This window comes from Kribbella yunnanensis (assembly GCF_039529655.1).
Classification (GTDB): Bacteria; Actinomycetota; Actinomycetes; order Propionibacteriales; family Kribbellaceae; genus Kribbella; species Kribbella yunnanensis.
Window position 1 is genome coordinate 317,453 of the sequence record NZ_BAAANF010000008.1, and the last position, 24,537, is coordinate 341,989.

Consider the following 24,537-nt stretch of genomic DNA (forward strand, 5'->3'; position numbering starts at 1 on the left):
TGCCGCAACTGCGCCCCGAAGCTTCGATCTCAGAGTTGTCCACAAGTCGTAATTGGTCACCGAAAGTGGGCACGAATCCGCATATGTTGTTGGTATGAGGACATCGGGGATGCGGGACTACCTGGACGGGCCGCACAAGGCGGCCCGCGACGTCGTGCGCGCCGGCCTGGCGGCGAACGCGGAGCTGTTCGAGTTCGCCGTGCGGCAGCCGCGCGACGAGTATCGCGAGACCGTGCTGGAGATGCTGCAGACGATCACTGCGCAGGGCCATCCGGCCCGCGGCTTCCCCAAGGAGTACGGCGGCGAGGGCGATCTCGGCGGGTATATCGCCGGCTTCGAGACCCTCGCGTTCGGGGATCTGTCGCTGATGGTGAAGGCCGGTGTGCAGTTCGGTCTGTTCGCGGGCGCGATCCTGCATCTCGGCACTGAGCGGCACCACGAGGCCTATCTCGCCGACGCAATCGGCGGCCGCCTGCTCGGTTGCTTCGCGATGACCGAGACCGGGCACGGCTCGAATGTCCAGGCGCTCGGCACCACGGCGACGTACGACGCTGCGACCGGCGAGTTCGTCATCAACACACCGTCGGCGGCCGCTCGCAAGGACTACATCGGCAACGCGGCTCGGCACGGGCGGATGGCGGCCGTGTTCGCTCAACTCGTGGTCGGTGGCGAGACCCATGGCGTGCACTGTCTGCTGGTGCCCATCCGCGATGAAGACGGTACGGCGCTGCCTGGCGTGACGCTGTCGGACTGCGGACCGAAGCTGGGGCTGAACGGTGTCGACAACGGGCGGATCGTCTTCGACAACGTCCGGGTCCCACGCGCGGCGCTGCTGGACCGCTATGCCCAGGTCGATGCCGATGGCAACTACCACAGTGAGATCGAGAATCCGGACCGCCGGTTCTTCACGATGCTCGGCACGTTGGTCCAAGGCCGGGTGTCGGTCGGCGGTGCCGCGATCACCGCGAGCAAGGTCGCGCTCGAGATCGCCGTACGGTATGCCGCACAGCGGCGGCAGTTCGGGGCGCCGGGGAGCAATGAGGAGACGCTGCTGCTCGACTACCGCATGCATCAGCGCCGGCTGCTGCCGTTGCTCGCGAGGACGTATGCGCTGCACTTCGCCCAGGGTGAGTTGGTTGACGAGTTCGTCCGGGTGTTCGGTGACGGGAGTAGTGAGCACGATCGTCGGGCGCTGGAGGCGCAGGCCGCCGGGACGAAGGCGCTCGGGACGTGGCACGCGACCGAGACGATCCAGATGTGTCGGGAGGCATGCGGTGGTGCGGGCTACCTCGCGGAGAACCGGCTGGCGACGCTGAAGGCGGACACCGATGTGTTCACCACCTTCGAGGGGGACAACACCGTCCTGCTGCAGTTGGTCGCGAAGGGCCTGCTGACCGACTACCGGGAGTCGTTCGGGAAGCTCGATCCGCTCGGGACCGCGCGCTTCATCGCGGCTCAGGCGGTCGAGATAGCGGTCGAGAAGGCCGCGCTGCGACCACTCATCGATCGGCTGCGCGACGTCGTACCGAACCGGAACGATCCGAGTGATCCGGACGCCGGGCTGCGCGACGACGCGTACCACTCGGGGCTGCTGCGGTTCCGGGAGCAGCACATGCTGTCCGGGGTTGCGCGCCGGTTGAAGGCTGGGATCGACGCCGGGGACGAGGCGTTCGACGTGTTCAACCGCTGCCAGGACCACGTCATCGCGGCCGGCCGGGCGCATGTGGACCGGGTCGTGCTGGAGGCCTTCCAGGCGGCGGTGCAGGGAGCGCCGGAGGAGATCCAGGAGGTATTGAAGGACGTCTACGACCTGCATGCCTTGTCAACCATCGAGGCCGAGCGTGCGTGGTACCTCGAGCACGGACGGTTGTCACCGGCTCGTTCCAAGGCGATCACCGCCCTGGTGAACGAGTTGTGCGGCGTCGTCCGGCCGGTCGCGGTCGAGCTCGTGGAGGCGTTCGGCGTACCGGGCGCGGCGGTCGAGGTGCCGATGGTTGTACCGTCACAGCATGAGTGAGTCGATCGAACCCGCGTCGGCTGCCGAGGCCGCCCGCGAACTCGCCCGGGTGCTGCTGGAGCAGGCCGATGCCCTCGACCTGCACGACCTGCGGGCCACCACAGCGATCGAGAACGTACGCGTTCAGGCCAGGGTGCTGGCCGAGGCCGTCAACGAACGCGGTTGGGGTGACATCTTCCTCGGGATCGACTCCTACGACCCCGACGAGCTGGACGACCTGCCGCTCGGACCGGACGACTTCGACGACCCCGACGACTATCGGGAGATCGTCGCGGGCGACGACCTGGACGAGCTCGAGGAGGTGCTGTTGCCGGAGGACGGCGTCCGGCTCAGCTACCAGGCCCGCTACGACTTCGTGGTGACGGACCCGGAGGCGTTCGTGCGCTATGTCCGCGACCGCGCGGACAGCGAAGCCCAGAACGACGAGGTCGCGGACGACATCGAGGACGCCCAGTCGGCCTTCGAGCTGCTCTGCTACCTCGACGGACTCGGCTCCAAGGACTACGACCAGGCCGGTCTCACCCCGGCCGGCGGCGAGGAGTCGCACAAGATCGTCGAGTTCTCCCTCTGGGACCTCGACCCGACCCGGCGCGACGACACCTACCCGTACTGACCCCGACTCAGCGCGTCTTGTTGTTGCGGAAGGCAACATATAGACGGAGCGTAGTTGGAAAAACACTCAGCGTTGCCTTGTTCAAAGGCAATGCAAATGTTTGAACCGAGCAGTAGCCGGTTCTTGTGGCCCCATGACAACGTTCTGTTGTCAGCGACGGACGGGTCGCCGACACAGGCTCCAGGCGGAAAGCCGATGTACTCCCGTCCGCGACCGGAAATGTACCTCCCCTGCCGGTTACGGAATGAGACGACGGCTCCGCCCTCCTTCGGGCCGACTGCCCTCTCGGGGCAACAGCAGGACGCCGGTCGCGCCATCAGCGGTGCCGGTCGCCAGTGAGGTGGCGACCGACACCCGGCGCGACCGGCGTTTCTTATTCGGTGTTCGTTCACCGTGATAGGTCTGGCGTGAACATCTGCCGGGGCGGTTGACTTGGTTCGTCAATCGTTGACGGTGGAGGTCTTGTGCGTGCCTTGTCGGTGGTGGGGGTTGTGCTGGCGGCCGGTCTGGTTGGGCCGGGGGTGGTGGCGAGTGCTCGGCCTGTTGAGCAGGCGGCTGTTGGTGGGGTGCAGACGTATGAGCGGAGTCGGCCGGTTGCGCCTGGGGTGACGGCTGGGGCGCTGGAGACGTTTGACGCGCGCGGGTGGCAGCAGGGCAACACCTTGACTGTCGATCTGACCAAGGGGGCTCGGATCGACTATCTGTCGGCGGGGAAGGTCAGTTCGACCAAGCCGATCGATCAGCAGGCCAATGAGATGGGCGCGGTCGCGGCGGTTAACGCGGACTTCTTTGACATCAACAACTCGGGTGCCCCGCTGGGGCCGGTGGTTGCTGATGGCAAGTTGGTGAAGTCGCAGTCGGAGGATCCGTATCGTGCGGTCGCGTTTGATCCGCGTGGGGTTGGGCGGGTTCTTGAGGTGCTGTTTGAGGGTACGGCGGGGCCGTTCCGGCTCGATCGGCTGAACAGCCCGGTTATTGGCAAGGACGAGATCGGTGCGTTCACCGCGTTGTGGGGGAGCTACTCGCGGGCTCAGGCGGGCGCGACCAAGGTGGTTGAGGTGGTGATCACGGGTGACACCGTGAGTGCGATCAACCCGGTCGCGGGTGCTGGTGAGATTCCCGCTGGTACGACGATTCTGGTCGGTCGCGAGGCTGGTGCGGACGAGCTTGGTGCGCTGAAGGTTGGCGACAAGGTGCCGGTGTCCTTTACGCCGCGCGCGTCTGACGGCAGTACGGTCTGGACCGCCGTCGGCGCGCATGCTCTGCTGGTCGACCAGGGGAAGCCTCAGCCTGTCGACGACACCGTGTACGCCGGTCGTACCGGGCTCGGGTTCTCGGCTGACGGGAAGAAGATGGTCGTCGTCACCATCGACAGCAACCGGGTTACCCACAGTCGGGGCGCGACGTTGGCCGAGATGGGCAGGATCCTTGCGGCTCGCGGCGCGTACGTCGGTGTTGAGCTGGATGGCGGTGGTTCGTCGACGCTGGTGTCGCGGCGGCCGGGGGATGCGCGGGTTCAGGTGGACAACGTGCCTGGGGACGGGTCGATCCGTCCGGTTCCGAATGGGCTTGCGGTGATGGGGCCGAAGGGGAGCGGGCGGGTACACGGCGCCTGGGTCGAGACCGCGGCCGACGGTCGCACGGCTCCCGGTGATGCCCCCGTACCAGGCGGTCGGCCGGACCGCGTGTTCGTCGGAACCACGCGGACGCTGACGGCGACGCCGTACGACGAGGTTTTCGGCCCGGTGAAGCAAAAGCCGCACGTGGTCTGGTCGGGCTCGCACGGGACGGTTCGGGACGGGGTATTCACCGCACGCGCGCCTGGCCGGGCGGTGATCCGCGCCACCGCGATCGGAGTGGGGACGGGGGTGGGCGTCGCGGCCGCGTCCGACAACCAGGCGGCGGTTGGTGTGGGCCGGGCGGAGTTGGAGGTTTTGGGGCCTCTCGTTCGGCTTGCGGCTACTAGTGGGACGTTGAATCTGACGGGGAGCGGCAGCTTTGGGCTGGTTGGGTTCGATGCTCTTGGCAACTCGGCTCCGGTGGAACCGCGGGATGTTGAGCTGAAGTACGACGCGAGTTTGCTGGCGATCACTCCTACTGCGGATGGGCGGTTCGGGGTTACGCCGAAGAAGGAGTCTGGGGCGGGCGTGGTGTCGGCGCGGATCGGGTCGGCGGAGGCTGCGATTGCGGTGTCGGTGGGGGTGGAGAAGCGGATCATCGAGACGTTCGATGCCGCCGAGAAGTGGACTTCGGGGTCGGCGCGGGCGACGGTGTCGGTGAGCAAGACGCCTGGGGGGCAGGACGGGGCGGGGCTCAAGTTGAGTTATGACTTTGGGCAGTCCGCGCTGACTCGGAATGCGTACGCGATCTCGCCGACGCCGCTTGGTGGTACTGAGCAAGCGCGTGCTTTCGGGGTGTCGATGTTCGGGCATGGGAAGGGGGAGTGGACCGCGTTCGGTCTCGTCGACGCGACTGGGAAGCTGACCGCGGTCTACGGGCCGTATGTCACCTGGAACGGGTGGCAGACGGTCGAACTCCCTGTGCCAGAAGGGCTTCCGCAGCCGGTGCGATTGCGCCGGATCTACACGCTGGAGACGAAGGCGACCGCGCAGTACCAAGGTGAGGTCGTGATCGACAACGCCTATGTGAAGGCGGCCCCGGCGGTGACCGCGCCCACCCCGGCGAAGGTGGTCGATCCGCTGATCCAGACCGCGCGAGCGGTCGACGGGCGGGACTGGCGGTTCGCGGTGATGTCGGATGCGCAGTTCGTGGCGCGCGATCCGGATTCACCGCTGGTGCAGGCAGCCCGCCGTACTCTGCGCGAGATCAAAGCCGCCAAACCGGACTTCTTCGTGATCGCCGGTGACTTCGTGGACGAGGCGACCGAGGCGGACTTCCAGCTGGCCAAGCGGGTGCTGGACGAGGAGATCGGTACGTCGGTCCCGTACTACTACGTGCCCGGGAATCACGAAGTGATGGGTGCGGCGATCACGAACTTCGAGAAGTACTTCGGCGCGACGCATCGCGTCTTCGATCATCGCGGGACGCGGTTCATCACGCTCGACTCGTCGTCGGGGACGTTGCGCGGTGGTGGATTCGACCAGATCGCCATGCTGCGTGGGGCTTTGGACGACGCGGCGCGGGATCGAAAGATCGGTTCGGTGGTGGTGATCGAGCATCATCCGCCGCGGGATCCGACGCCGGCGCGGAACAGTCAGCTGGGTGATCGGCACGAGGCTGCGCTGCTGGAGAAGTGGTTGGCCGACTTCCAGCACTCGACCGGGAAGGGCGCGGCGTTCGTCGGCGGTCATGTCGGGACGTTCAGCGCGGCTCACGTGGATGGCGTGCCATACCTGATCAACGGGAACTCGGGGAAGGCGCCGGCCACCGATCCGGGGGACGGCGGGTTCACCGGCTGGACGATGTTCGGGGTGGATCGGCGCGGGAAGGATTGGCTGTCCGCGCAGATTCGTCCGCATGTGGACGAGTTGACACTGGACGTGCCGAGCACGATCCGGCGAGGCGAGTCCGTGCCGGTGAAAGCCACGCTGACTCAGGCCGGACGCGCCGTACCGGTTGGGTATCCGGTCAGCGTCGACTGGTCGACCAGTCGGAACCTGCGGTACCGCGACGGCACCGTCACCGCACTCAACCAAGGTGCGGCAACGGTGACCGTCGAGGTCAACGGCATCCGCCGAACGGCCACGCTCACCATCACCCGCTAGCGTCCGAAAGGAACGGCGTACGTGGCCCAGACGTTAGGCGAGTTCTAGGAGGGTGTTGGAGCGGACGGGGACTTCGCCGTACGTCGTGGTGCGCTGCCGGGCGGGTCGTCCGGCAGCCGTCGCCATCGCGGTGAGTTCTTCGATGGACTTGCGGGAGCCGTGCTTGGAGCCGGCCATGCGGCTGATGGTCTCCTCCATCAAGGTCCCGCCGATGTCGTTGACACCACCGTTGAGTACGGCGACGCAGCCGTCGACACCGAGTTTGACCCAGGAGCACTGGATGTTGTCGATCCGGCCGTGCAGCATGATCCGCGACATCGCGTGGACGGCGCGGTTCTCGTCGTACGTCGGGCCCGGGCGGGCGACGCCGGCCAGGTAGATCGGCGAGTTCTGGTGGATGAACGGGAGCAGTACGAACTCGGTGAATCCGCCGGTCTGGTCCTGGACCTCGGCGATCGTGCGCAGGTGCTGGACCCAGTGCCGGGGTTCGTCGACGTGGCCGTACATCATCGTCGAGCTCGACGGCAGGCCGACCTTGTGGGCGGTGCTGATGACCTCGATCCAGCTTGCCGTCGGCAACTTCCCCTTGGTCAGGATCCAGCGGACGTCGTCGTCGAGGATCTCGGCGGCGGTGCCGGGGATGCTGTCCAGGCCGGCATCCTTGACCGAGATCAGGAACTCCTCGATCGACAAGCCGGTGCGGACCGATCCGTTGACGATCTCCATCGGCGAGTACGCGTGGACGTGCATCTGCGGGACGCGGTCCTTGATGGCTCGGACGAGATCCGCGTACGCCGTACCGGGCAGGTCGGGGTGGATGCCGCCCTGCATGCAGACCTCGCTGGCGCCGATCACCCAGGCTTCTTCGGCGCGCTGGGCCACTTCGTCCATCGAGAGTGAGTACGCGTCGGCGTCGGTACGGCGCTGGGCGAACGCGCAGAACCGGCAGCCGGTGTAGCAGACGTTGGTGAAGTTGATGTTCCGGTTCACGACGTAGGTGACGTCGTCCCCGACAACCTCCTTGCGCAGATCGTCCGCAATCTTCGCAAGGTGGTCGAGGGCAGGCCCGGTGACGGTCATCAGCGTGAGGGCTTGAGCGTCGGACAGCCCGGCGGGGTTGTCCGCAGCCGCGGCAAGAGCCGCCTTGACATCCGCGTCGATGCGGATCGGAGCAGAACTGTGGTGAGGGGGAGGGGAGGCGTCGCCCGAGCCCGACTCGGTGGCTGAGGCTGCGGCGTCGCGGCCTGCGGTGAGCGGGAGGGAGGTCCCTGCAGCTCGGCGGGCGGCGACATCTTCGCGGATTACGTCCCAGTCGCCGTAGGCGGCGTCGAAGTCGGAGCGGGTTTCGGTACGGCGGCCTTCGGTGTCGATGGCGGTGTGCAGGTCGGTGCGGCCGACGCTGTCCCAGCCGCCGTCGGGTTCTTGCCAAGGGAGGCCGACCGGCTTGGCGTCCTCGTTGGCGAGCCCGGTTTCGGGGTCGATCAGGGCCTCGACGTGGGAGATGAGGCGCGGGTCGAGCCAGGGCTCGCGGAGGTATTCGGGGTGCGCGGTCAGACGCTCACGCAGTACGAAGCCGGCGTCGGCGGTGACCTTGGCGAGGTCGTCGATCTGGGGCCAGGGGCGCTCGGGGTTCACGTGGTCGGGGGTCAGCGGGGAGACGCCGCCGAAGTCGTCGACACCTGCATCCAGGAGCGCGCGGCACTCGGCGAGGTCGACCAGGTTCGGCGGGGCTTGGACGCGCACCCGCGGGCCGAGCACGATCCGCGTGGCCGCGATCGCGGCCAGCCACTCGTCCAGCGGTACGTCGGCGTCGTTGCGCATCGCGGTGTCCGGCTTCACGCGGAACCCCTGGATGATCACTTCCTGGATGCCGTTGTACTGCCGCGCGATCTTCCGCAGCGCGAAGATCGATTCTGATCGTTCGGTCAGATTCTCGCCGATACCGATCAGCAGACCGGTCGTGAACGGAACATTCGATCGCCCCGCATCCTCGAGCACCCGCAGCCGGATCGCCGGGTCCTTGTCGGGCGAACCGTAGTGCGGCTGACCCTTCTCCTCGAACAACCGGCGCGACGTGGTCTCGAGCATCATGCCCATGCTCGGCGCGACCGGCTTCAGTCGCTGCAGGTCCTGCCAGGACATCACGCCCGGGTTCAGGTGCGGCAGCAGACCGGTCTCCTCGAGTACCCGGATCGACATCGCCCGGACATAGTCCAGCGTGCTGTCGTACCCGGCCTCCTCCAGCCACACCCGCGCCGCGTCCCACCGCTTCTCCGGCGCATCGCCGAGCGTGAACAGCGCCTCCTTGCACCCCAACGCCGCACCCTGGCGCGCGATCTCCAGCACCTCGTCAGGGGACAGGTACGGCGCATGCACCCGACCGGGCGTGGTCGCGAACGTGCAGTAGTGGCAGCGGTCCTGACACAACCGCGTCAGCGGGATGAAGACCTTCTTCGAGTACGTGATGATCCCGGGCCGGCCGGCGTCGGCCAGCCCCTGGTCGCGGACTCGGGCCGCGGTCGCCATCAGGGCGGTCAGCGCGGTCCCCGAGGCGGTCAGCAGCACCTCCACCTCGGCCGGGTCGAGGGTCTTGCCGTCATCGGCCCGCTTCAGCGCTCGGCGCATCGCCGTACTCAGCTCGTTGGTTGTCACGTCACCAAAGCCTAGGGGCGGAAATGCGCCCGATCCCATGATTCCGGCGGCCAAAAACAATCCGTACAGGTGTCCTGATAGTTTGCCGACTATGACTCCCGACGGCCGCCGCAAGCGCGGTGAGCTGCGGCGGAACGAGCTTCTGCAGGCCGTCGTCGAGGTGATCCGATGCGACGGAGTCGCAGGTGTGAGTCATCGTGCGGTCGCCGCGAAGGCCGATGTCTCGGTCGCGTCGATCACCTATCACTTCGCGACCCTCGACGATCTGCTCGTCGCGGCACTGACCTGGGCGGCCGACGACCTGGCCACCGAACTGCACGGCTGGGGCAGTGAACTCGGCCCACGGCCGACTGACGAGCTCGCCCGGCTCATCGAACACAACCTGGTACGGCGACGCGGCCGCACGCTCGCGCTCTACGAGCTCTACCTGTACGCCGCTCGTCGCCCGGAACTGCGGTCTGCCGCAGCCGCCTGGCTGGAGCCGATGACCGATATCGCCCGGACCTTCACGGCGGATCCGCGGAGGGCGCAGCTCCTGGTCGCCGCTCTCGACGGTCTCCTGATGCAGTGCCTGATCGGGGCGCGCGAGGTCGACCGCGCTGACATTGCGGCACTGCTCGACGTACTGCGGTAGCGCGTGAGCTACCCCGACTGGGTTGCGCGGGCCAGAGCGATCAAACCCGTGCCCCTGTTGGGTTGAGGGCATGCTTAGGTTGTCGGTTGGTGCTGTGCGGGACAGGTGGCAGTTGTTCGCCGGAGCGGTCGTTGCGGTGGCTCTCGGCGTCGGACTGGTCCAGTCAGGTCTCCAGATGCTGGCCGCCACCGGCCGACCCGCGCTGCCGGCCGGACTGTCGGCGTACGAGCGCGCCCAGATCCGTGAGGGGTATGTGGGCGCCGGAACGCTACTGGGGATGTCGGTGATGCTTGCGGTGTTTCTGACGGTGTTCATCGTCAGTACGACGTTTGGGTTCACCGTGGTGCAGCGGCGGCGCGAACTCGGCCTCCTGCGACTGGTCGGCGCGCAGCGGGGCTATCTGTGCCTGATGCTGGTCTGTGAGGCCGCATTCCTCGGTCTGCTTGGGTCGGCGATCGGTGTGCCGGTCGGACTGCTTGCTACGTGGGCTCAGTCGGCGTTGATGATCAAGCTCGGCATGCTGCCGGAGTGGTTCGCTGCGCCGTGGAGTCAAGGTGCCATGTGGTCTGCGGTGATCGTTGGCGTCGGTACGGCGCTCACCGGCGTACTCGCGGCTGCGTGGCGGGCGTCTCGGGTCAATGCACTGGAGGCCCTGGCCGAGAGCCGTTCTTCGCAACGGGTGATGACCGGCTGGCGGTGGTTCTGGGGACTGTCGGCTGCCGCGGTAACCGTTGCCATGGTGATCACCGCTCAGGCCGCCCGGGATCTGGTGGCCGGTCTGCTGATCGGACTGATGGTGCTGGTCAGCGGTTCGGTCGCGCTCAGCCAGCTCAGCCCGATCGTCGTACCGTGGGCCGGTCGGCTGCCGGCCGCGGTCCTCCGCGGTCACCTGATCGCGGACCTTGCTCGGGCTGGCGTTCTCCACGCCGTACGGCGGAGTGCGGCGACTGCGGCACCGCTGATCGTCCTGGTCGGGCTGGTCGTCGGTCTGTGGGGAACGTTCGGTTCGCAGGCCAAGGCGGTCGGGGTTGAGCAGCAGCGGTTGATCACTGCCGACTTGGTCGTCGACCGCGCGGTACCGGCCGGCCCCGGGATCGCGGTCGTCTCGCGACAGACCGCCGTACCGGTGGTGGTTTCGCGGGGGAAGAACACGGTGTATTCCGAGGCGGTGGGGATCGATCCGGTGGCGTATCAGCAGACACACGCGTTGCGGCCGCGGAAGGGATCGCTCGACAAGCTGTCCGGGCGGACGATCGCGATCGGGCCGGGGATGGCGGCTGAGGGGTTCAAACTCGGGTCGACGCTGACCGTTGCTATGGGCAAGAAGAAGGTCGCGGTCAAGGTGGTCGCGATCATGCCGGAGACGCTTGATGTCAGCGAGAACTTCTTCCTGCCGTTGGCCTTGCTACCGGCCGGTGGTCGCACCGAGACGCTGGTGAAGGTTGCTCCAGGCATCGACCCGAAGACTGTTGCGGCGGGGCTGCCGGGTTCGATTCAGACGGTTGGCGAATGGGCGAAGGCGCGAGGTGATGCGCAACAACGCAACAACACCGGCCTGTTCGCTGCGCTGATGGGGCTGGCCGGGATCTTCACCGCCGTCGCTGTCGTCAACGCCGTGGTGATGTCGACCGCGGACCGGCGCCGCGAGTTCGCCCTCGGGCGGATGGCCGGGTTGACACGCGGGCAGGTGGTGGCGGTCGCGGTGGTCGAGTCGGCGACGGTCGTGGTCGTTGGGGTACTGCTGGGAGCGGTCGTTGCCGCGGCGGCGCTGGCGGGGATCGCGGCCGGTCCGTATGGCCTCGCCGCGGTCGCGATCCCGTGGCGGTTGCTGGGTCTGCTGCTCGGGGCTGCGCTCGTCGTGGTCGGCGGCGCCGCCGCGCTCACCGCCCATCAGGCGACCAGGCGCCGCCCGATCGCCCTGCTCGCCGCCCGCGAGTAATCCTCCTAAGGACAGGAGGTGTCCCCGATGCGGCGCCCGAGGCGGACCAGGTTGAGCGTGATCGGGCTGCCAAGTAGAGGTATACGTCCTGTTCTTCGGCAGGTCAGGTGAAGGGGAGGGATTGGCCGGCGGTGAGGGTGTCGGCTGTGATGGTGATTGGGGGTTCGCCGGGGAGGCTGAGGGAGGTGAGGAAGAGGGTGCCTTCGCGGACGTGCAGGCCGTCGGCGTCGAGGGTGCCGAAAGGCGTTGCCGGTTGACCAGAAGTGGGTGCCGGGGGTGCCGAAGCGCATGGCGCCGGTGCGGCCGTCGTAGTCGAAGCCGGTGAGGGCGACGACCGCGCCCCAGCTCGCCATTGCGCGGGCGTAGTGATGACCGCACTCGGCCTCGTCGTACGGATTGCGGCGTTCGCCGTCGTACCGGGCGCGGATGTCGGTGATCACCTGGAGACCCTCGTCGATCAGGCCTTCCTGGATGAGGCCGACGGCGAGGATGTGCTCGAAGCCGGTCATCACTTCGCTGAAGTAGGGGAACGGGCGCTCGGGACGGTTGCCGCGCGGATAGGTGCACATCAGTACGGCGGTTTCGTCGCCGAGCACGTAGCTGCGCATGTGGTTGAAGTGACCGTGGAAACCTTCGAGCCGGTTGTGGCGGAGGATGCTGGTCAAGGTGGTTCGCACGCGATCGGGGTCGAGGAGTGAGTCGAAACCGGCGATGCGGGCGAGGTGTTGGCCGGCCAATTGGTCGATGAGGCAACCATCGCCGAGTTGGAGGACGGGGTTGGTCGGGTCGTCGGCGCCCATGGATTCGCGGAGGCCGGGGGCGATGTCGGCTAGGGCTTGTGGGCGAATGTCGTGGCGGTAGTACTCGCCGTTGAACAGGTGCTCGTCCATCCAGGTGCTGCCGTGGTCGAAGAGGCGGCGGCACTCGTCGGCGAGCTTGTCGTCGCCTTGGTGGCGGGCCATCTCCTCGGATGCGCGGAGTGCCGCTAGGTACCACGACTGCATTTGCGGGTTGGGACCGTAGTACTCGACGTCCATGGTGTTGTGCTGGCAACCCTCCATCACGCCGTCGCGATCGGCGTCCCAGCCGCCCTTGATCCAGCAGAACTCCAGGGTGCGGCGGGCGGCCGGCCAGAGGTTGTCGAGTAGTTGGTCGTCACCGCTGAGTCGCCAGTCGCGGTACAGCTTCACGAGGCAACCGAGCTGACCGTCTGCCGCGGCAACTCGCCAGTCCTGTGCGCTGGTCTCCAACGGGAGGCCGACGCGGAAGCTCATCAGGCCCTGGTCGTCGGTGGCGTGGGCGAACTCGACTTCGCGCAGGGAGCGGGCGATCTCGCCGAACAAGTACGGCGTCGCTTGTTCGTAGTTCCACACGTGGGTGCAGCTTCCGAAGCAGCTGCCGACGTGATCCGAACAGCCCTCCCAGCCGAAGAACCGGCCGTCCGGCGTGCGGAAGACGGTTTGGGTGCGCAGGGTGCTGAGGTTGAAGAGCGCGGCCTCTTTCACCTGGTCGGGGAGGTCGCTGGCGAGGAAGTCCGAGACGAAGGCGACGGTACGGCGTTCCAGCGTTTCGAGCTGGGAGGCGAATCGGCAGACCGTGGTCCAGGCGTCGTCGGCGAGGGTCGTGTAGTAGTTGCCGACGAGGTCGGGCTTCTCCCAGGCGCGGCGGTTCGGGAAGTGCCAGCCGAGCAGGAAGGTGAAGCGCTCGGTCGCGCCAGCGGCGACGGTACGACGATCTGCCACCGAGGCGACCGGGGTTGCGGACTCGCTGCTGCGCTCGTCGAGCCGGCCGTCCGCGCTGAAGTCGTCCCAGAAGTCGAGCAAGCTGTCCCCCCACGTCCGATCCGCCCACCCAGTACGACGGGTCACGTCCCGCCCGTCGAGCACCGCAAGCGCAATCGACCCGAACTGCTCGGCATCGGGGGAGACGCCGCGGCTCTGGAGAAGCACCCCGTCGGCACGCGTCTCCTGCAACTCGCCGTCGGCACCTCCTTCGGAGATCGTTCCATCCGCTTGGCGCTTGGGGAGGAGGCCGCCGCCCGATCCCATGCTGCCGGTTGCGGTGGTGTTGTAGTTGCCTTTGGCAACGTCGGTGGTGCCGTCGCGGCCGATGAAGTTCTGCAACGAGCCGGCCAGGGACACTTCGAGGGGCTGATCGGTTGGGTTGGTGACTACGAAGCGGAGTACGGCGATCGGCCAGGAGCTGGCTTCGACATCCGTGGGGACGAACGGGGTGAATGCTTCGACGGCGACTTCCACCGGCACGTCGTTGTCGCGCAAGGACAGTCGCGCGAACGGGTACGCCGTACCAAAGGTGGCTTCGCGGAAGCGGGGGAGGCCGTGGCTTTGGGCGGGGCTGCCGTGGGCGCCTTCGTATTCGCTGAGGTCGAGTGGGCCTTCGGCGGCTCGGGTGGTGACGGTGCCGTCGGGCGACTCGGTGCGGATGGCGAAGAACGCCGTACCGGGGTGGAATCCCTTTGCCGGGCGGTTCACGATCTCCCAGTCACGGAGGTTGCCGCGGCCGCCGAAGCTGACCGTGCCGGTGCCGATTCCGCCGAGCGGTAAGGCGATCCGCCGCAGTTGATGTCCGGTGTACGTACGAAGCAAGGGCCACGCTGTCGTCGTCATACCCACCGACCCTAACCGCGATCACCGACCCCGGAAATCGACTTCCGCGCTTCAAGGTGGGCTAGGCGTCGGCGGCGGTTAGGGCTTCGGCTTCGGGTTCGGAGTGGGGGGCGGGGATGCGGAGGTGGGCGAGGGGCTTCCAGCCGGTGGCTAGGACGGCGACCGCGAGGATGACGGCGAAGGCGCCGACGTAGAAGGGGAGTTGGATGTTGACCTCTTCGCCGAGTTTGCCGGCCAGCCAGGGGGCGACGGCGCCGCCGGAGAAGCGGACGAACGAGTACGCCGCGGACGCCGTACCGCGCTCGACCGGCGCGGCGCCCATCACGGCCTCGGTGATCAGGGTGTTGTTCACGCCGAGGAAGAGGCCGGCGACGATCACGCCGATCGCCAGGACTGCCTTGTGGTGGGCGAAGATGCCCATCATGGCGAGGTCGGCGCCGAACAGCAGTAGCGACGTCATCACCACCGGCAGCGTGCCGAACCAGCGCTGCAACCGCGGCGCCACGAATACCGAGGTGACCGCGAGCCCGATACCCCAGCCGAAGAAGATCAGGCCGATCTGCCGCGCGGACATCGCGAGCGGGAACGGGGTGAACGCGAGCAGCGTGAAGAAGCCGAAGTTGTAGAGCAATGCGGTGACGGCGACGGTCGCGAGGGAGCGGTGGCGCAACGCCTTCAGGGGTTCGAGGATCGACGTACGGCGGGCTTCGGGTGGCGTGGACGGCAGCAGGAAGGCGGTTGCGGCCAAGGCGATCGTCATCAGTACGGCGACACCGAAGAACGGGCCTCGCCACGAGATCGTGCCGAGCTCACCGCCGACCAGCGGACCGGCTGCGATTCCGACGCCGAGCGCGGCCTCGTACAGGATGATCGCTTCGGCGACCGAACCTGCTGCGGAATTCACGATGGTGGCCAAGGCTGTCGCGATGAACAGCGCGTTGCCGAGACCCCAGCCCGCCCGGAAGGCCACGATCATGCCGATCGAGTTGGACAGACCTGCCAGCGCGCTGAACACCACGATGATCGCGAGACCGATCAGCAGAGTGCGCTTCGCGCCGATCCGGCTGGAGACCGCGCCGGTGATCAGCATCGCGATACCGATGACCGCCATGTAGCTGGTGAACAGCAGCGACACCTGCGACGGGCTGGCGTGCAGTTGTTCGGCGATCGGCTTGAGGATCGGGTCCACGAGGCCGATGCCCATGAACGCGATCACGCAGGCGAACGCGACGGCCCAGACGGACTTGGGTTGCTTCAAGAACGAGCTCACTGGGGAGCATCCTCCAGAACTTACAGCGTCCTGAGGGGAAGATCCTTTGGCGCTTGCGGCGCCCAGGCACGCACCTCGGCGCACTTGAGGAACATCCACGATGGATCCGCATCGAGGATGCTCCTCAAGCACACCGATGCACGCACCTGAACACCGCAATCACTCAAAGCCTCTCCCCCTCAGGACGCTGGGTGAGAACTTTGTGCATCACGGCGACCGCGTCCTCGAGGGTTTCGAGGTCGGCCGCCGGAAGGTGACGGAGTCTGGCCGCGACCGCGGCGCCCGCCTCCCGGCGGGCGCGCTGCAGTTCGGTCAGGCCTGTCTTCGTGAGGCTGATCAGGCTGGCGCGCGAATCGGCGGGATCCGGCGCACGCCGTACCCACCCTTGTTCTTCCACGCGCTGCACCAGCGTGGACATGGTCGGCTGGGACGTCCGGTCCGCCTTGGCCAGATCGCTGATCCGGGTCGGGCCAAGTTCGTCCAGCCGGCCGAGCAACCGCATCGCCGCGTGCGGTAACGCACTCACGTCCCGGCTCGCCATCCGCGTCAACCGCGCGGACGCGACCACGATCTCGACACCCAGCTCATTCAGGTCCACACCTTCGAATATACATAGGAATGCTATGCATCGCCATCGATGGTGAAGCGGGTCACTAGAACAGGCCGTTGGTGTGCGGCAGGGTGGCCGGGATCGGGGTGATGACGTCCCAGTGCTCGACGATCTTGCCGTCGGCGACGCGGAAGAGGTCGTAGTACGCGACCGGTACGCCGAACTCGCCCTCGGACTGCAGTAGCACGAACTCGCCCTCGGCGATCACGCGGTGGATCGTCTTGTAGACAAGGGTTTTGCCCTCCTCGGCCCACTTCGCGGCGGCCGCGCCGAAGCCGGCCAGACCGTCGGCGGCCTCGGGGTTGTGCTGGTCGTAGGTCTCGGTGGAGATGAAGTCGGTGAGGATCGAGTAGTCGGCGCCGACCAGGACCCGCTCGGCGAACTCGGTGACGAGTGCGCGGTTGGCCTCGGTTTTGTCCGGCTCGGTGACGGTGGTGGGGCCGTCGACCTGGGTGCGGCCGGAGGTGGTGTCGGTGACCTGCGGGGTGAGGGCGTCCCAATGCTCGGCAAGCTTGCCTTCGGCATCGATTCGGAAGATGTCGAAGCCGACCAGCGGTTCCGGGCCGAAGCCGTGGTAAACGCCGTGCAGGGCGACCAGATCGCCATCGGCGAGGACGCGGGCGCCGTCGTACCGGAAGTCGTCGCCGAGGCCGGCGACCAGTTCGCGGAGACTGGCCGGGCCGTCGGCGGCCAGGGCGCTGTGCTGGCGGTAGTCGGCGGCGACCCAGCGGTCGACCGCTGACGGGTCCTTGGCGCCGAACAGTTCGGTCGTCGCCTGGATCACGATCTTCTTCGCGCTCATCGGGAGCTCCTATCCTGTGAAGGTCCTTTTCGGACGCTGACATCTGAAATCTAGGAGCCATTTACCGCAAAATTGTGTGAGGATCGAGACCGATGATGGTCAAAACCGGACTGACGATCCCGAGCCTGCAGTTCGCCGCCCCGGCGGGGACGCCGGCCGGTATCGAGGTCATGTCGCTGACCGAGCTCGCCGGCCGGATGTCGCCGGAGCGGTTGGCGCGGCCGCAGCGACCGCACTTCCATCAGCTGATCGCGGTGACTGGTGGATCGCTGCAGCAGACGATCGACTTCCGGACCTACGAACTGGCCGCGGGGGACTGGCTGTGGATTCGGCCCGGTCAGGTGCAGCAGTGGGGCGCGCTGGCCGGGGTGACGGGCGACCTCGTCCTGTTCCAGCCGAGCCATCTGGATGCGCAGACGGCCGGCCGGGTGCAGCTCGACGACCCGAACGTGCCGGTACTTCGACAGCCGTCGGCGGACGATGCGGCCAGTGTGCGGATGGCGCTTGACCACCTTGCGCTTGAGTTTCGTGCGCTCGGTCGGATGCCGCTGGAATCTCATGCGGCCTCGCTTCGATACCTGCTCGCGGTCTTGGTGCTGCGGTTGACACACCTTGCGGTGCCGGTGACCGAGCCTGCGGTGGCGGCGGATCCGGCGTACCTGCGCTTCAGGTCTGCGGTCGACAGCGACTTCACGCGGACTAGGCGCGTCGAGGATTACGCGCGATCGCTGGGTTACTCGGCGAAGACGCTGGCGCGGGCGACTCAGGCGGCCGCGGGGGTGAGCGCGAAGGCGTTCATCGATCGCCGCGTGGTGCTGGAGGCCAAGCGACTGCTGGCGCACAGCGATGACAGCGCCGTACAGATCTCGCAGCAGCTTGGGTTCCGGACACCTACGCAGTTCGCCAAGTACTTCGTGCAGCGGACCGGGCAGACGCCGATGGCGTTCAGGTCGGAAGTATCAGGTCGGCTCAGCGTTCCTGGATGAGCGTGTGGGCGAGGCCGAGGGTGCCGCCCGCCGAGCCACCGCCGACCAGGACGGCTGCGGCCAACGGCTGGCCGGCCAGGAAGGCGAGGGTTCCCGCGATGCACCCCACGACGGATGCAATGAGCAGGATGACTACCGCGCGCACTGAAAGAAGACCGCGGGACTGGTTCACTGGTACCTCCTTGGCTGGATCGTGCGCGGAGCTATAGGTCGTGCGCAGGCGAGGGCCCCACGGCGAAAGATTTCTGGATCTTGTGCGTGGGGTGGTCGGGTGGGGGCGACATACCACCGTCGATCAGGTGGTTCCGAGCGAAGTGAGGTCCCGTGAGCACCAGCGAGCAGGGGGAAGCGCAGGACTTACAACCTGCACACCTGCCCGACCGAGACCCGGCGACCGCCGCCGACCGGTTGCGGCGCCGGCAAGGTGATCAGCAACTGCTGAACAGATTGCGGGAGCGCGGCTTTCGAGGAATCGAGTACGAGATGTTCGCGGACGAGCTGGCGCGCTACGCGATCCCGGTGCTGTGCGGATGGATGTTCTCGGGCTACATCTTTCCGCTCGCGGCCGAGCGTGGATTCCGGCTCGCGCCGACTGCGAGCGAACTGGACCGCCTGCGGCGCGATCCGGCCGTTCGCGAGGAGCTCGCGAGCATGACGGTCGCGAAGGCGTTAGGCCAGTTCCGGAGTCGCGCGCTGGTCGGAGGTGGCTGGAACGTCGACGGCGGCGCGAGCCTGACCACCTACTTCACCGGGAGCTGTGTCTTCGTCTTCCCGAACGAGTTCCGCCGGTATCGCCGAGCCGAGCGGCAGGACCTGATCGAGCCCGCGGGTGAGGCAACAGCGCAGGATCCGGCCGGCCTCGTCGCCGGCAACCTCTGGGTCGACGACTGCCTGGCGAAGCTCGATCCCCGGACCCGGGCGATCGTCGAGCTGAGCATGAACGGCTACTCGCACGCAGAGATCGTCGACATGCTCGACGAGACCTCGGTGCGTGCCGTCGAGGGTGTCCTGCACCGCTTCCGCACCACCCAGAAGGCCCGCCTGCAGCGAGAGGGGGAGTGATGACAGCGGAAGAACCCACGATCCACGAGTTGATCGGGAAGTCGTCGTTGGGGAGCGACGCAGCCAAGAGCCTCCGCCGCCGGACCACCGACGAGCAACTCGACCTGGTACGTCGCCATGCTGCGGACCGCGACCTGCAGATGGCGTGGGCCCGCGCGAGGTCGGCCCGGTCAGCGGACGGCACGGTGACTCTCGTGGCCGAGAGCGATCGGTCGATGGACGACGACGAGCTGATGCAGCTGCACGCGGCGGGTGATCCGGATGCGTTCACCGTCCTGGTCGAGCGGCATCGGGACCGGATGTGGGCAGTCGCGATCCGGACCCTCGGCGAGTCCGACGAAGCGGCCGAAGCGCTCGAGACAGCGTTCGGTACGGCGTTCCTCCGGGCCGGCTCGTTCCGTGGCGACACCAAGGTGGTCACCTGGCTGCACCGGATCGTGGTGAACGCGTGCCTGGACTGCCTCCGTCGCCGCCAGGGCCGAGGCAGTGATGAGCCTGGCCCGCCGACAGCCAAGGAACGCCAGCGCAGGCTTGACCTCTTGGCCGCAATGGAACGGCTCGACGCCGGACAGCGAGAGGCACTCGTCCTGGTCGACATCGAGGGCCGTTCGCTGGACGAGGCGGCCCTGATCCTCGGCTGTTCTCGGGCTGCGGTCGTGCGTCGTTGCGCCCGAGCCCGGACCCGGCTGCGGCCGCTCCTCGGCGACGTCATGACCAGCCCGGACAGTGAGAGCGCGGACTGACGTATCGCGGTCCAGACCGGATTGGCAAGAGGTTCGGGCAGGCTCGAAAGGGCGTGACCGGGGATGGCGGTGGCGGGTAGAACGGGGAACGTCATGTCATCGGGAGATGTGGAGACACAGATGCACGAGGAGACGGACAAGCAGGAGTACGAGCGGCCGACGCTGACGCGGCACGGTGAGTTCGGGCAGGTGACGGCCGGGCGGACCGGCAAGTGGGAAGACGGGTCCGGCGGGCGGCGCGGGCTCTGATCCTCGCGAGTGGGCAGCCCGTCCGGGAGACCGGGCGGGCTGCCCGTACGTCGTGGTTCGTGGCGCTGCCCGATGTCGAGGCCGCTGGGGTGATCGCGGCGCGGATCGAGGCGGAGCACGAGATCTGCTATCCGTCGGGGCGACCGTTCGTGCTCGCGCGCGGCGCCGAGGTGGCGATCGACGCGCGGGACGGACTGCGCGTCGTACTGGGTGAAGCGGGCAGCGTGCATGTGCTGGAGGTTGTGGACGGGCACGTCCGGGTTCGCGGTACGGCGTCTGGGCTGCGGCGGGTGTTTCATGCGCGGGTGAACGGTCTCGGGATCGCGTCCGACCGGGCGGATGTGCTGGCCGGATTGGCCGGAGCAGGCCCTGATCCGTTGGGGATTGCGTTGCGGTTGCTTTCGCCCGAAGCGCCGTGGCCGCTGGCGTGGCATTCGGTGTGGTCGGGGGTGGCCGCCGTACCGCCGGGGCATTGGGTGGACCTGGCTTCGGGACGGTTCGATCGGTGGTGGACTCCGCCGGAGCCCGAGTTGGCGTTGGCCGACGCGGCGGTTGCGTTGCGCGAGGCGTTGGCGGACGCGGTCCGGATTCGCCAGCAGGGTAAGGCGAAAGTGGCTTGTGATCTCAGTGGGCTGGACTCCAGCTCGCTGTTCGGGCTGGCGGTTCGTAGTGGTCCGGTGGTCGCGCTGACCTATCAGGCCGATGATCCGATGGACGAGGATGTCGCGGCCGCGCAGTACCTGGCAGAGCATTTCGGGGCGGAGCACGACATACTGGCGGCCGAGCAGGCGCCGTTGCCGTTCGACGGGGTTGACGGCAGTCTCTTCGACGAGCCGACTTGGGTCTCCGCCTACCGCTCCCGGATCGGTACGGCGAGTGCGCGGGCCGCGAAGTATGGAGCGGAGCTGCGGTTCGCCGGACACGGTGGGGACGAACTGCTGATGCCACCGCCGGTTTGGCTGGCCGATATCGCGCGCCGGCATCCCTTGCGCGCGGCCCGGTTGGCGCGGCGAGTGCAGGCGAAGTACCGGCTGACGGCCGGTGCAGTGGCAGGGTTGCTGGCGGATCGGACGACGTACTCCGACTGGTTTGCGACCAGCCTCGAACGCAAGCAGTCAACGGAGATGCATGTTCTGGGCTGGGGTGTCCCGCCGCAGTTGCCGCACTGGCTGACTGGGCACGCGGTCGAGTTGGTGCGAGGCGCCTTCGCTGAAGCGGCCGAGCCGTTGGCCGAGGCGCGCGGAATGCATGCGACGCTCGAGTTCGTCCACACCGGCGCATTGGCTGCCCGGCACGTGGCGCAACTCGGAGAAGTCGATGGCGTACCGGTCGCGTCCCCGTTCTTCGACGATCGGGTGCTGGAGGCGTGCCTCGCCGTACGGCCTGATGAGGCGATCGATCCGCGGCGCTACAAGCCGCAACTGGTGCAGGCGATGGCCGATGTGCTTCCGCCGCGGGCGCTCGCGCGGACGAGCAAGTCGGACATCTCCATGACGGTCAGCAAAGGCTGGAGGGAGCACCGGCGTGGGTTGCTGGCGTTGCTGGAGGACTCCGGGACCGCGCAACTCGGGCTGATCGACGTCGACGCCGTACGGCGGATCTGTCGCGGACCGTACGACGTGGACACCTGCGGGCCGGTCCGGCGGTTGCTCGAAGTCGAAGCCTGGTTGAAGGGAATGTGATGAAGCTCGGGAGTGCGGTGACGATGGTCGAGACCGAGTACGGATGGGTGCTGCTGGATGAAGCTGCCGGCGGGTTCTTCAGCCTCAACCCGTCCGGGGTGCTTGCCGTACGGACGATGCTCGACGGTGGTGGGGTCGAGGAGGCCGTTGCAGCGATCACCGATCGGTACGCCGTCGATGTCGCCACGGCGCGGGTGGATGTCGAGGAGCTGCTGGGTGAACTCGCTGCGGCGAAGTTGGTCACGAGGTGAGCGCCACCGGCGTCATCACCTTCGACCCGACATCGGTACCGTGGCGATGGCGGGTCGCGGTGTGGTTCGTCGTACCGATTGCATGCGTACTGGCGAAGCGGCCGCCCGGGCAGTTGCGCAAGGCGATGTCCTTGCTGGCCAAGGGATCCCGGCCTGCGGGTGAGCGACTCACCACGCAATCCCGGGCGGCTGTTGTTGCTGTCAGCATCCATTGTTCCGGACCGCAGGGTTGTCTGCCGAGGTCGATCGCGACGGCGTTGTTGTGCCGGGCGCGCGGCCAGTGGCCGGTCTGGTGTGTCGGTGTTCGTCGGCACCCGCCGTTCGGTGCGCACGCCTGGGTGGAGGCCGAGGGAGTGGCGGTGGGCGAGGGGCATCCGGCCGGCTACTACTCACTGCTGTACGCCGTTGGTCGTGCGGAAGAGGGAGATCGGGATGGGGCCGCGGTGGAGGATGTGGGGGATGTCGGCCCAGGGGAAGAGCGGCTCGGTGGGGTTGAGGGTTCTTAGGCGGTGCAACGCTTTTTCTGTGGGGTGCGTGAGGGTGGCGACGGTGGCGGGTGAGTAGGGGATGAAGTCTTCGGGTGGTTGCGGCCGTAGTTCGGGGTCGTGGCGTTTGAGGAGGATGCAGGTGTTGGCGGGGTCCAGGAGGTCGGCGTCGAGGGTCCAGTAGTCGGGGACGACGCGGCCGATGCGGCCGGATTCGTGGAGGGCCTCGAAGAGTGGGGCTGGGTGGACCGGAGAGAGGAAGACGACGTCGGTCCAGGTGCAGCCGAGGGGATGGACCGGGTAGCCCATCGTCTCCGGGCGCATCGCGTACTTGGCGGCCTCGCGTTCGTAGAGGTCGGGGTGCTGTTCGCGCAGCAGGTTGAGTGGCAGGACGGCGTCGCCGCGGAGGTCGTGGATCGCGGCTCGGTACAGGATGGTCGTCATACGCGAAAGCCTCCGACCGCAGGAAGTCTGCGTCGGAGGCTCTGCACATATTCTACCGGCGCTTCAGGTCGGTGGCGAGGACGTGGGCGATGTTGCGTTCGGCCAGGGCGGTGATGGTGACGAAGGGGTTGACGCCGAGGCTGCCGGGGATGAGGGAGCTGTCGGTGACGTAGAGGCCTGGGTGGTTGCGGACGCGGCCGTAGTTGTCGGTGGCTTTGCCGAGGAGGGCGCCGCCTAGGGGGTGGTAGCAGAAGTCGGCGGCGAAGGCTCGGTTGCCGGCGAAGAGGTCGCGGCGGTACGTCGTACCGATCGCGTTGTTGATCTTGTCGAACAAGGCTTGGGCTGAGCGGAGTGATGGGGTGCTCTGGCTGGCGGACCAATGGAGGTCGGCGCGGTCGGTGGTGTGGTTGTAGGTGAAGCGGCCGCGTTCGGGGTTGACGGTGATGGCGAGGTAGAGGCTGGCCCAGGTCTCGAGGCCGACGGGGAGGGGAGCGATCTCGGCGAACGCCGGGTGCTTCGGGTCGTTCCAGTTGTCGATCGCGAGGGTTGGGATGGTCGACTGGAGTGAGCCGGTCGGGTCCCAGAGGTGGTTGGCGCGCGCGGTCATCACGTTGCCGTTGGTTCCCCAGCCGTTGCCGATCGCGGTTGGCAGATCGGGGAGGGTTCCGGTTTCTCTTGCTCTGAGCAACAGTTCGGTGGTGCCGATACTGCCGGCGCCGAGGAACAGGGAACCGCAGGAGATCTCGCTCCGGCGAACGACCTTGCCCCAGACATCGATCTGTTCGAGACCGACCAGATAACCCTTGCCCTGCTGGCGAATCGTGGTCACACGGGTCAGGGTCCGGATGGTGACATTGCCGGTACCGAGAGCGTCGGCGAGGTAGGTCTTGTCCAGTGACTGCTTGCCGTGGTTGTTGCCATAGATCACTTCACCAGCCAGCGCGGATCGCGGCGCCTGCTTGTTCTCTTCGCGTCGCAGATAGTTGAAGTCATAGACATTCGGTACGACGCTCGTCCGGAAGCCGGCCTGGTGAGCATGCCGCCGGGAGACCCGCGCGTACTTGTAGACCGGGGTCTGTTCCAGGTACCGGGGATCGATCGTGTTCACGCCGAGCATCCGGCGGGCCAGCGGGAAGTATCGCTTGTACATCGCGTCCGCATCCACCGTCGGCAACATCTTCTCGAAGTACGCGCGCTGCGGCGTCGGCGCCATCCCGCCGTTGACCAGCGAACCGCCGCCGACTCCGCGGCCGACGTACACGCCCATGTTCGGGAAATCGATCCGGTCCAGGACTCCGGCGTACGGCCTGCCGAGGTCGCGGTTGACCACGTCGAGCCAGAGGAAGGTGTCGAGCGGCGCCTTGGTGCGGCTCGAGAACCACATCGAGCGGCGGTCCGGTTTGAGGGTCGAGCAGAACACCTTGCCGTCCTTCCCGGGGGTGTTCCACAGCTGGCCCATCTCGATCATCGTGGTCCGGATCCCGGCCGCGCCGAGGCGCAGCGCGGTGACGGCGGCGCCGTACCCGGTCCCGACGACGAGGGCAGGCACGTACGGCGCGGCCTCGGCCGGCCCGATCCGGGTGAGGCCGGTCGCGGCGGCCGCGGTGAGGGCGGTCAGGCCGGCGAACCGGCGGCGGGTCATTGCGGACGGAAGAGTCTCGGAAGTCACTCGACGCACCGTAGTCGAGTGATCACGGAAGTGAAATACATTCGGCATGTCGCCGGACCGCGCCTAGAGTGGCTGGT

At 67.4% G+C, this 24,537-nt stretch carries 21 protein-coding genes; 12 read left to right on the forward strand and 9 right to left on the reverse strand.

What is annotated here, in order from left to right; genetic code table 11:
* The first annotated feature begins 94 nt into the window (after positions 1-94).
* The 3 genes from ABD231_RS12965 to ABD231_RS12975 all read left to right on the forward strand — a co-directional run bounded on the left by ABD231_RS12965 (position 95) and on the right by ABD231_RS12975 (position 6,355).
* The gene (locus ABD231_RS12965) at positions 95-2,017 is read left to right on the forward strand and encodes an acyl-CoA dehydrogenase family protein (RefSeq protein WP_344149882.1); all 1,923 of its coding nucleotides are present in this window, start codon (positions 95-97) and stop codon (positions 2,015-2,017) included.
* Positions 2,010-2,630, forward strand: a complete 621-nt coding sequence (locus tag ABD231_RS12970; RefSeq protein ID WP_344149884.1) for a hypothetical protein — start codon at positions 2,010-2,012, stop codon at positions 2,628-2,630. The genes ABD231_RS12965 and ABD231_RS12970 overlap by 8 nt, the downstream gene beginning before the upstream one ends.
* Positions 2,631-3,094: 464 nt before the next feature.
* Positions 3,095-6,355 carry a phosphodiester glycosidase family protein gene (locus tag ABD231_RS12975; protein ID WP_344149886.1) on the forward strand — a complete coding sequence of 1,087 codons (3,261 nt, stop codon included), beginning with the start codon at positions 3,095-3,097 and terminating at the stop codon, positions 6,353-6,355.
* Positions 6,356-6,388: 33 nt separating this feature from the next.
* Here the strand turns inward: ABD231_RS12975 and ABD231_RS12980 are convergent, their stop codons facing one another.
* Positions 6,389-9,046, reverse strand: coding sequence for a bifunctional FO biosynthesis protein CofGH (locus ABD231_RS12980; RefSeq protein WP_425554176.1), 2,658 nt, complete (start codon positions 9,044-9,046; stop codon positions 6,389-6,391).
* Positions 9,047-9,098: 52 nt separating this feature from the next.
* On the opposite strand from ABD231_RS12980, the gene ABD231_RS12985 reads away from it, so the two are divergent.
* Positions 9,099-9,641 (forward strand): TetR/AcrR family transcriptional regulator, encoded by a 543-nt coding sequence (locus tag ABD231_RS12985; RefSeq protein WP_344149890.1) that lies wholly within the window; start codon positions 9,099-9,101, stop codon positions 9,639-9,641.
* A gap of 70 nt (positions 9,642-9,711) precedes the next feature.
* Positions 9,712-11,580: an FtsX-like permease family protein gene (locus tag ABD231_RS12990; RefSeq protein ID WP_344149891.1), complete on the forward strand. Its 1,869-nt coding sequence runs from the start codon at positions 9,712-9,714 to the stop codon at positions 11,578-11,580.
* A 5-nt stretch (positions 11,581-11,585) separates the two neighbouring features.
* On the opposite strand, the gene ABD231_RS12995 is transcribed toward ABD231_RS12990, so the two are convergent.
* From ABD231_RS12995 to ABD231_RS13010, 4 genes are all read right to left on the reverse strand, one after another.
* Complete coding sequence (locus tag ABD231_RS12995; protein WP_344149892.1) at positions 11,586-14,207, reverse strand: GH116 family glycosyl-hydrolase; 2,622 nt, start codon at positions 14,205-14,207, stop codon at positions 11,586-11,588.
* A gap of 61 nt (positions 14,208-14,268) precedes the next feature.
* Entirely contained in the window at positions 14,269-15,477 is a 1,209-nt protein-coding gene (locus tag ABD231_RS13000) for an MFS transporter (protein WP_344149894.1), read from the reverse strand.
* A 163-nt stretch (positions 15,478-15,640) separates the two neighbouring features.
* The gene (locus tag ABD231_RS13005) at positions 15,641-16,075 is read right to left on the reverse strand and encodes a MarR family winged helix-turn-helix transcriptional regulator (protein ID WP_344149896.1); all 435 of its coding nucleotides are present in this window, start codon (positions 16,073-16,075) and stop codon (positions 15,641-15,643) included.
* A 55-nt stretch (positions 16,076-16,130) separates the two neighbouring features.
* Positions 16,131-16,889 (reverse strand): nuclear transport factor 2 family protein, encoded by a 759-nt coding sequence (locus ABD231_RS13010; RefSeq protein WP_344149898.1) that lies wholly within the window; start codon positions 16,887-16,889, stop codon positions 16,131-16,133.
* 92 nt (positions 16,890-16,981) lie between these two features.
* On the opposite strand from ABD231_RS13010, the gene ABD231_RS13015 reads away from it, so the two are divergent.
* Positions 16,982-17,875: a helix-turn-helix domain-containing protein gene (locus tag ABD231_RS13015; protein ID WP_344149900.1), complete on the forward strand. Its 894-nt coding sequence runs from the start codon at positions 16,982-16,984 to the stop codon at positions 17,873-17,875.
* Here ABD231_RS13015 and ABD231_RS13020 read toward each other — a convergent pair.
* Positions 17,859-18,047 (reverse strand): hypothetical protein, encoded by a 189-nt coding sequence (locus tag ABD231_RS13020; protein ID WP_344149902.1) that lies wholly within the window; start codon positions 18,045-18,047, stop codon positions 17,859-17,861. The two genes, ABD231_RS13015 and ABD231_RS13020, sit on opposite strands and share 17 nt — an antisense overlap.
* Before the next feature lie 152 nt (positions 18,048-18,199).
* Between ABD231_RS13020 and ABD231_RS13025 the strand changes: the two genes are divergently transcribed.
* From ABD231_RS13025 to ABD231_RS13045, 5 genes are all read left to right on the forward strand, one after another.
* The gene (locus tag ABD231_RS13025; RefSeq protein WP_344149904.1) at positions 18,200-18,937 is read left to right on the forward strand and encodes an RNA polymerase sigma factor; all 738 of its coding nucleotides are present in this window, start codon (positions 18,200-18,202) and stop codon (positions 18,935-18,937) included.
* Positions 18,937-19,680: a sigma-70 family RNA polymerase sigma factor gene (locus ABD231_RS13030; protein WP_344149906.1), complete on the forward strand. Its 744-nt coding sequence runs from the start codon at positions 18,937-18,939 to the stop codon at positions 19,678-19,680. The genes ABD231_RS13025 and ABD231_RS13030 overlap by 1 nt, the downstream gene beginning before the upstream one ends.
* Before the next feature lie 120 nt (positions 19,681-19,800).
* Positions 19,801-19,929: a lasso RiPP family leader peptide-containing protein gene (locus ABD231_RS13035; RefSeq protein WP_344149908.1), complete on the forward strand. Its 129-nt coding sequence runs from the start codon at positions 19,801-19,803 to the stop codon at positions 19,927-19,929.
* A complete protein-coding gene (locus ABD231_RS13040; RefSeq protein ID WP_344149910.1) occupies positions 19,893-21,611 on the forward strand; it encodes an asparagine synthase-related protein in 1,719 nt (572 codons plus the stop codon). The genes ABD231_RS13035 and ABD231_RS13040 overlap by 37 nt, the downstream gene beginning before the upstream one ends.
* The gene (locus ABD231_RS13045; protein ID WP_344149912.1) at positions 21,611-21,862 is read left to right on the forward strand and encodes a lasso peptide biosynthesis PqqD family chaperone; all 252 of its coding nucleotides are present in this window, start codon (positions 21,611-21,613) and stop codon (positions 21,860-21,862) included. The genes ABD231_RS13040 and ABD231_RS13045 overlap by 1 nt, the downstream gene beginning before the upstream one ends.
* Here the strand turns inward: ABD231_RS13045 and ABD231_RS13050 are convergent.
* Positions 21,852-22,034, reverse strand: coding sequence for a hypothetical protein (locus ABD231_RS13050; protein WP_344149914.1), 183 nt, complete (start codon positions 22,032-22,034; stop codon positions 21,852-21,854). The genes ABD231_RS13045 and ABD231_RS13050 overlap by 11 nt on opposite strands.
* Here ABD231_RS13050 and ABD231_RS42165 point away from each other — a divergent pair.
* Positions 21,952-22,368, forward strand: a complete 417-nt coding sequence (locus ABD231_RS42165) for a lasso peptide biosynthesis B2 protein (RefSeq protein ID WP_425554177.1) — start codon at positions 21,952-21,954, stop codon at positions 22,366-22,368. The genes ABD231_RS13050 and ABD231_RS42165 overlap by 83 nt on opposite strands.
* On the opposite strand, the gene ABD231_RS13055 is transcribed toward ABD231_RS42165, so the two are convergent.
* Together ABD231_RS13055 and ABD231_RS13060 are read right to left on the reverse strand one after the other, a co-directional pair.
* Positions 22,252-22,791, reverse strand: a complete 540-nt coding sequence (locus ABD231_RS13055; RefSeq protein WP_344149916.1) for a hypothetical protein — start codon at positions 22,789-22,791, stop codon at positions 22,252-22,254. The two genes, ABD231_RS42165 and ABD231_RS13055, sit on opposite strands and share 117 nt — an antisense overlap.
* A 52-nt stretch (positions 22,792-22,843) precedes the next feature.
* Positions 22,844-24,460, reverse strand: coding sequence for a GMC oxidoreductase (locus ABD231_RS13060; protein WP_344149918.1), 1,617 nt, complete (start codon positions 24,458-24,460; stop codon positions 22,844-22,846).
* Positions 24,461-24,537 lie beyond the last annotated feature (77 nt).

Bases quoted from the DNA above. Each gene is read 5' to 3' on its own strand.
- ABD231_RS12985 (WP_344149890.1), top strand. From the start codon at position 9,099: ATGACTCCCGACGGCCGCCGCAAGCGCGGTGAGCTGCGGCGGAACGAG.
- ABD231_RS12980 (WP_425554176.1), bottom strand. From the start codon at position 9,046: ATGGGATCGGGCGCATTTCCGCCCCTAGGCTTTGGTGACGTGACAACC.
- ABD231_RS13030 (WP_344149906.1), top strand. From the start codon at position 18,937: ATGACAGCGGAAGAACCCACGATCCACGAGTTGATCGGGAAGTCGTCG.
- ABD231_RS13035 (WP_344149908.1), top strand. From the start codon at position 19,801: ATGCACGAGGAGACGGACAAGCAGGAGTACGAGCGGCCGACGCTGACG.
- ABD231_RS12990 (WP_344149891.1), top strand. From the start codon at position 9,712: ATGCTTAGGTTGTCGGTTGGTGCTGTGCGGGACAGGTGGCAGTTGTTC.
- ABD231_RS12995 (WP_344149892.1), bottom strand. From the start codon at position 14,207: ATGACGACGACAGCGTGGCCCTTGCTTCGTACGTACACCGGACATCAA.
- ABD231_RS13055 (WP_344149916.1), bottom strand. From the start codon at position 22,791: ATGACGACCATCCTGTACCGAGCCGCGATCCACGACCTCCGCGGCGAC.
- ABD231_RS13045 (WP_344149912.1), top strand. From the start codon at position 21,611: ATGAAGCTCGGGAGTGCGGTGACGATGGTCGAGACCGAGTACGGATGG.
- ABD231_RS12965 (WP_344149882.1), top strand. From the start codon at position 95: ATGAGGACATCGGGGATGCGGGACTACCTGGACGGGCCGCACAAGGCG.
- ABD231_RS13010 (WP_344149898.1), bottom strand. From the start codon at position 16,889: ATGAGCGCGAAGAAGATCGTGATCCAGGCGACGACCGAACTGTTCGGC.
- ABD231_RS12970 (WP_344149884.1), top strand. From the start codon at position 2,010: ATGAGTGAGTCGATCGAACCCGCGTCGGCTGCCGAGGCCGCCCGCGAA.
- ABD231_RS13015 (WP_344149900.1), top strand. From the start codon at position 16,982: ATGATGGTCAAAACCGGACTGACGATCCCGAGCCTGCAGTTCGCCGCC.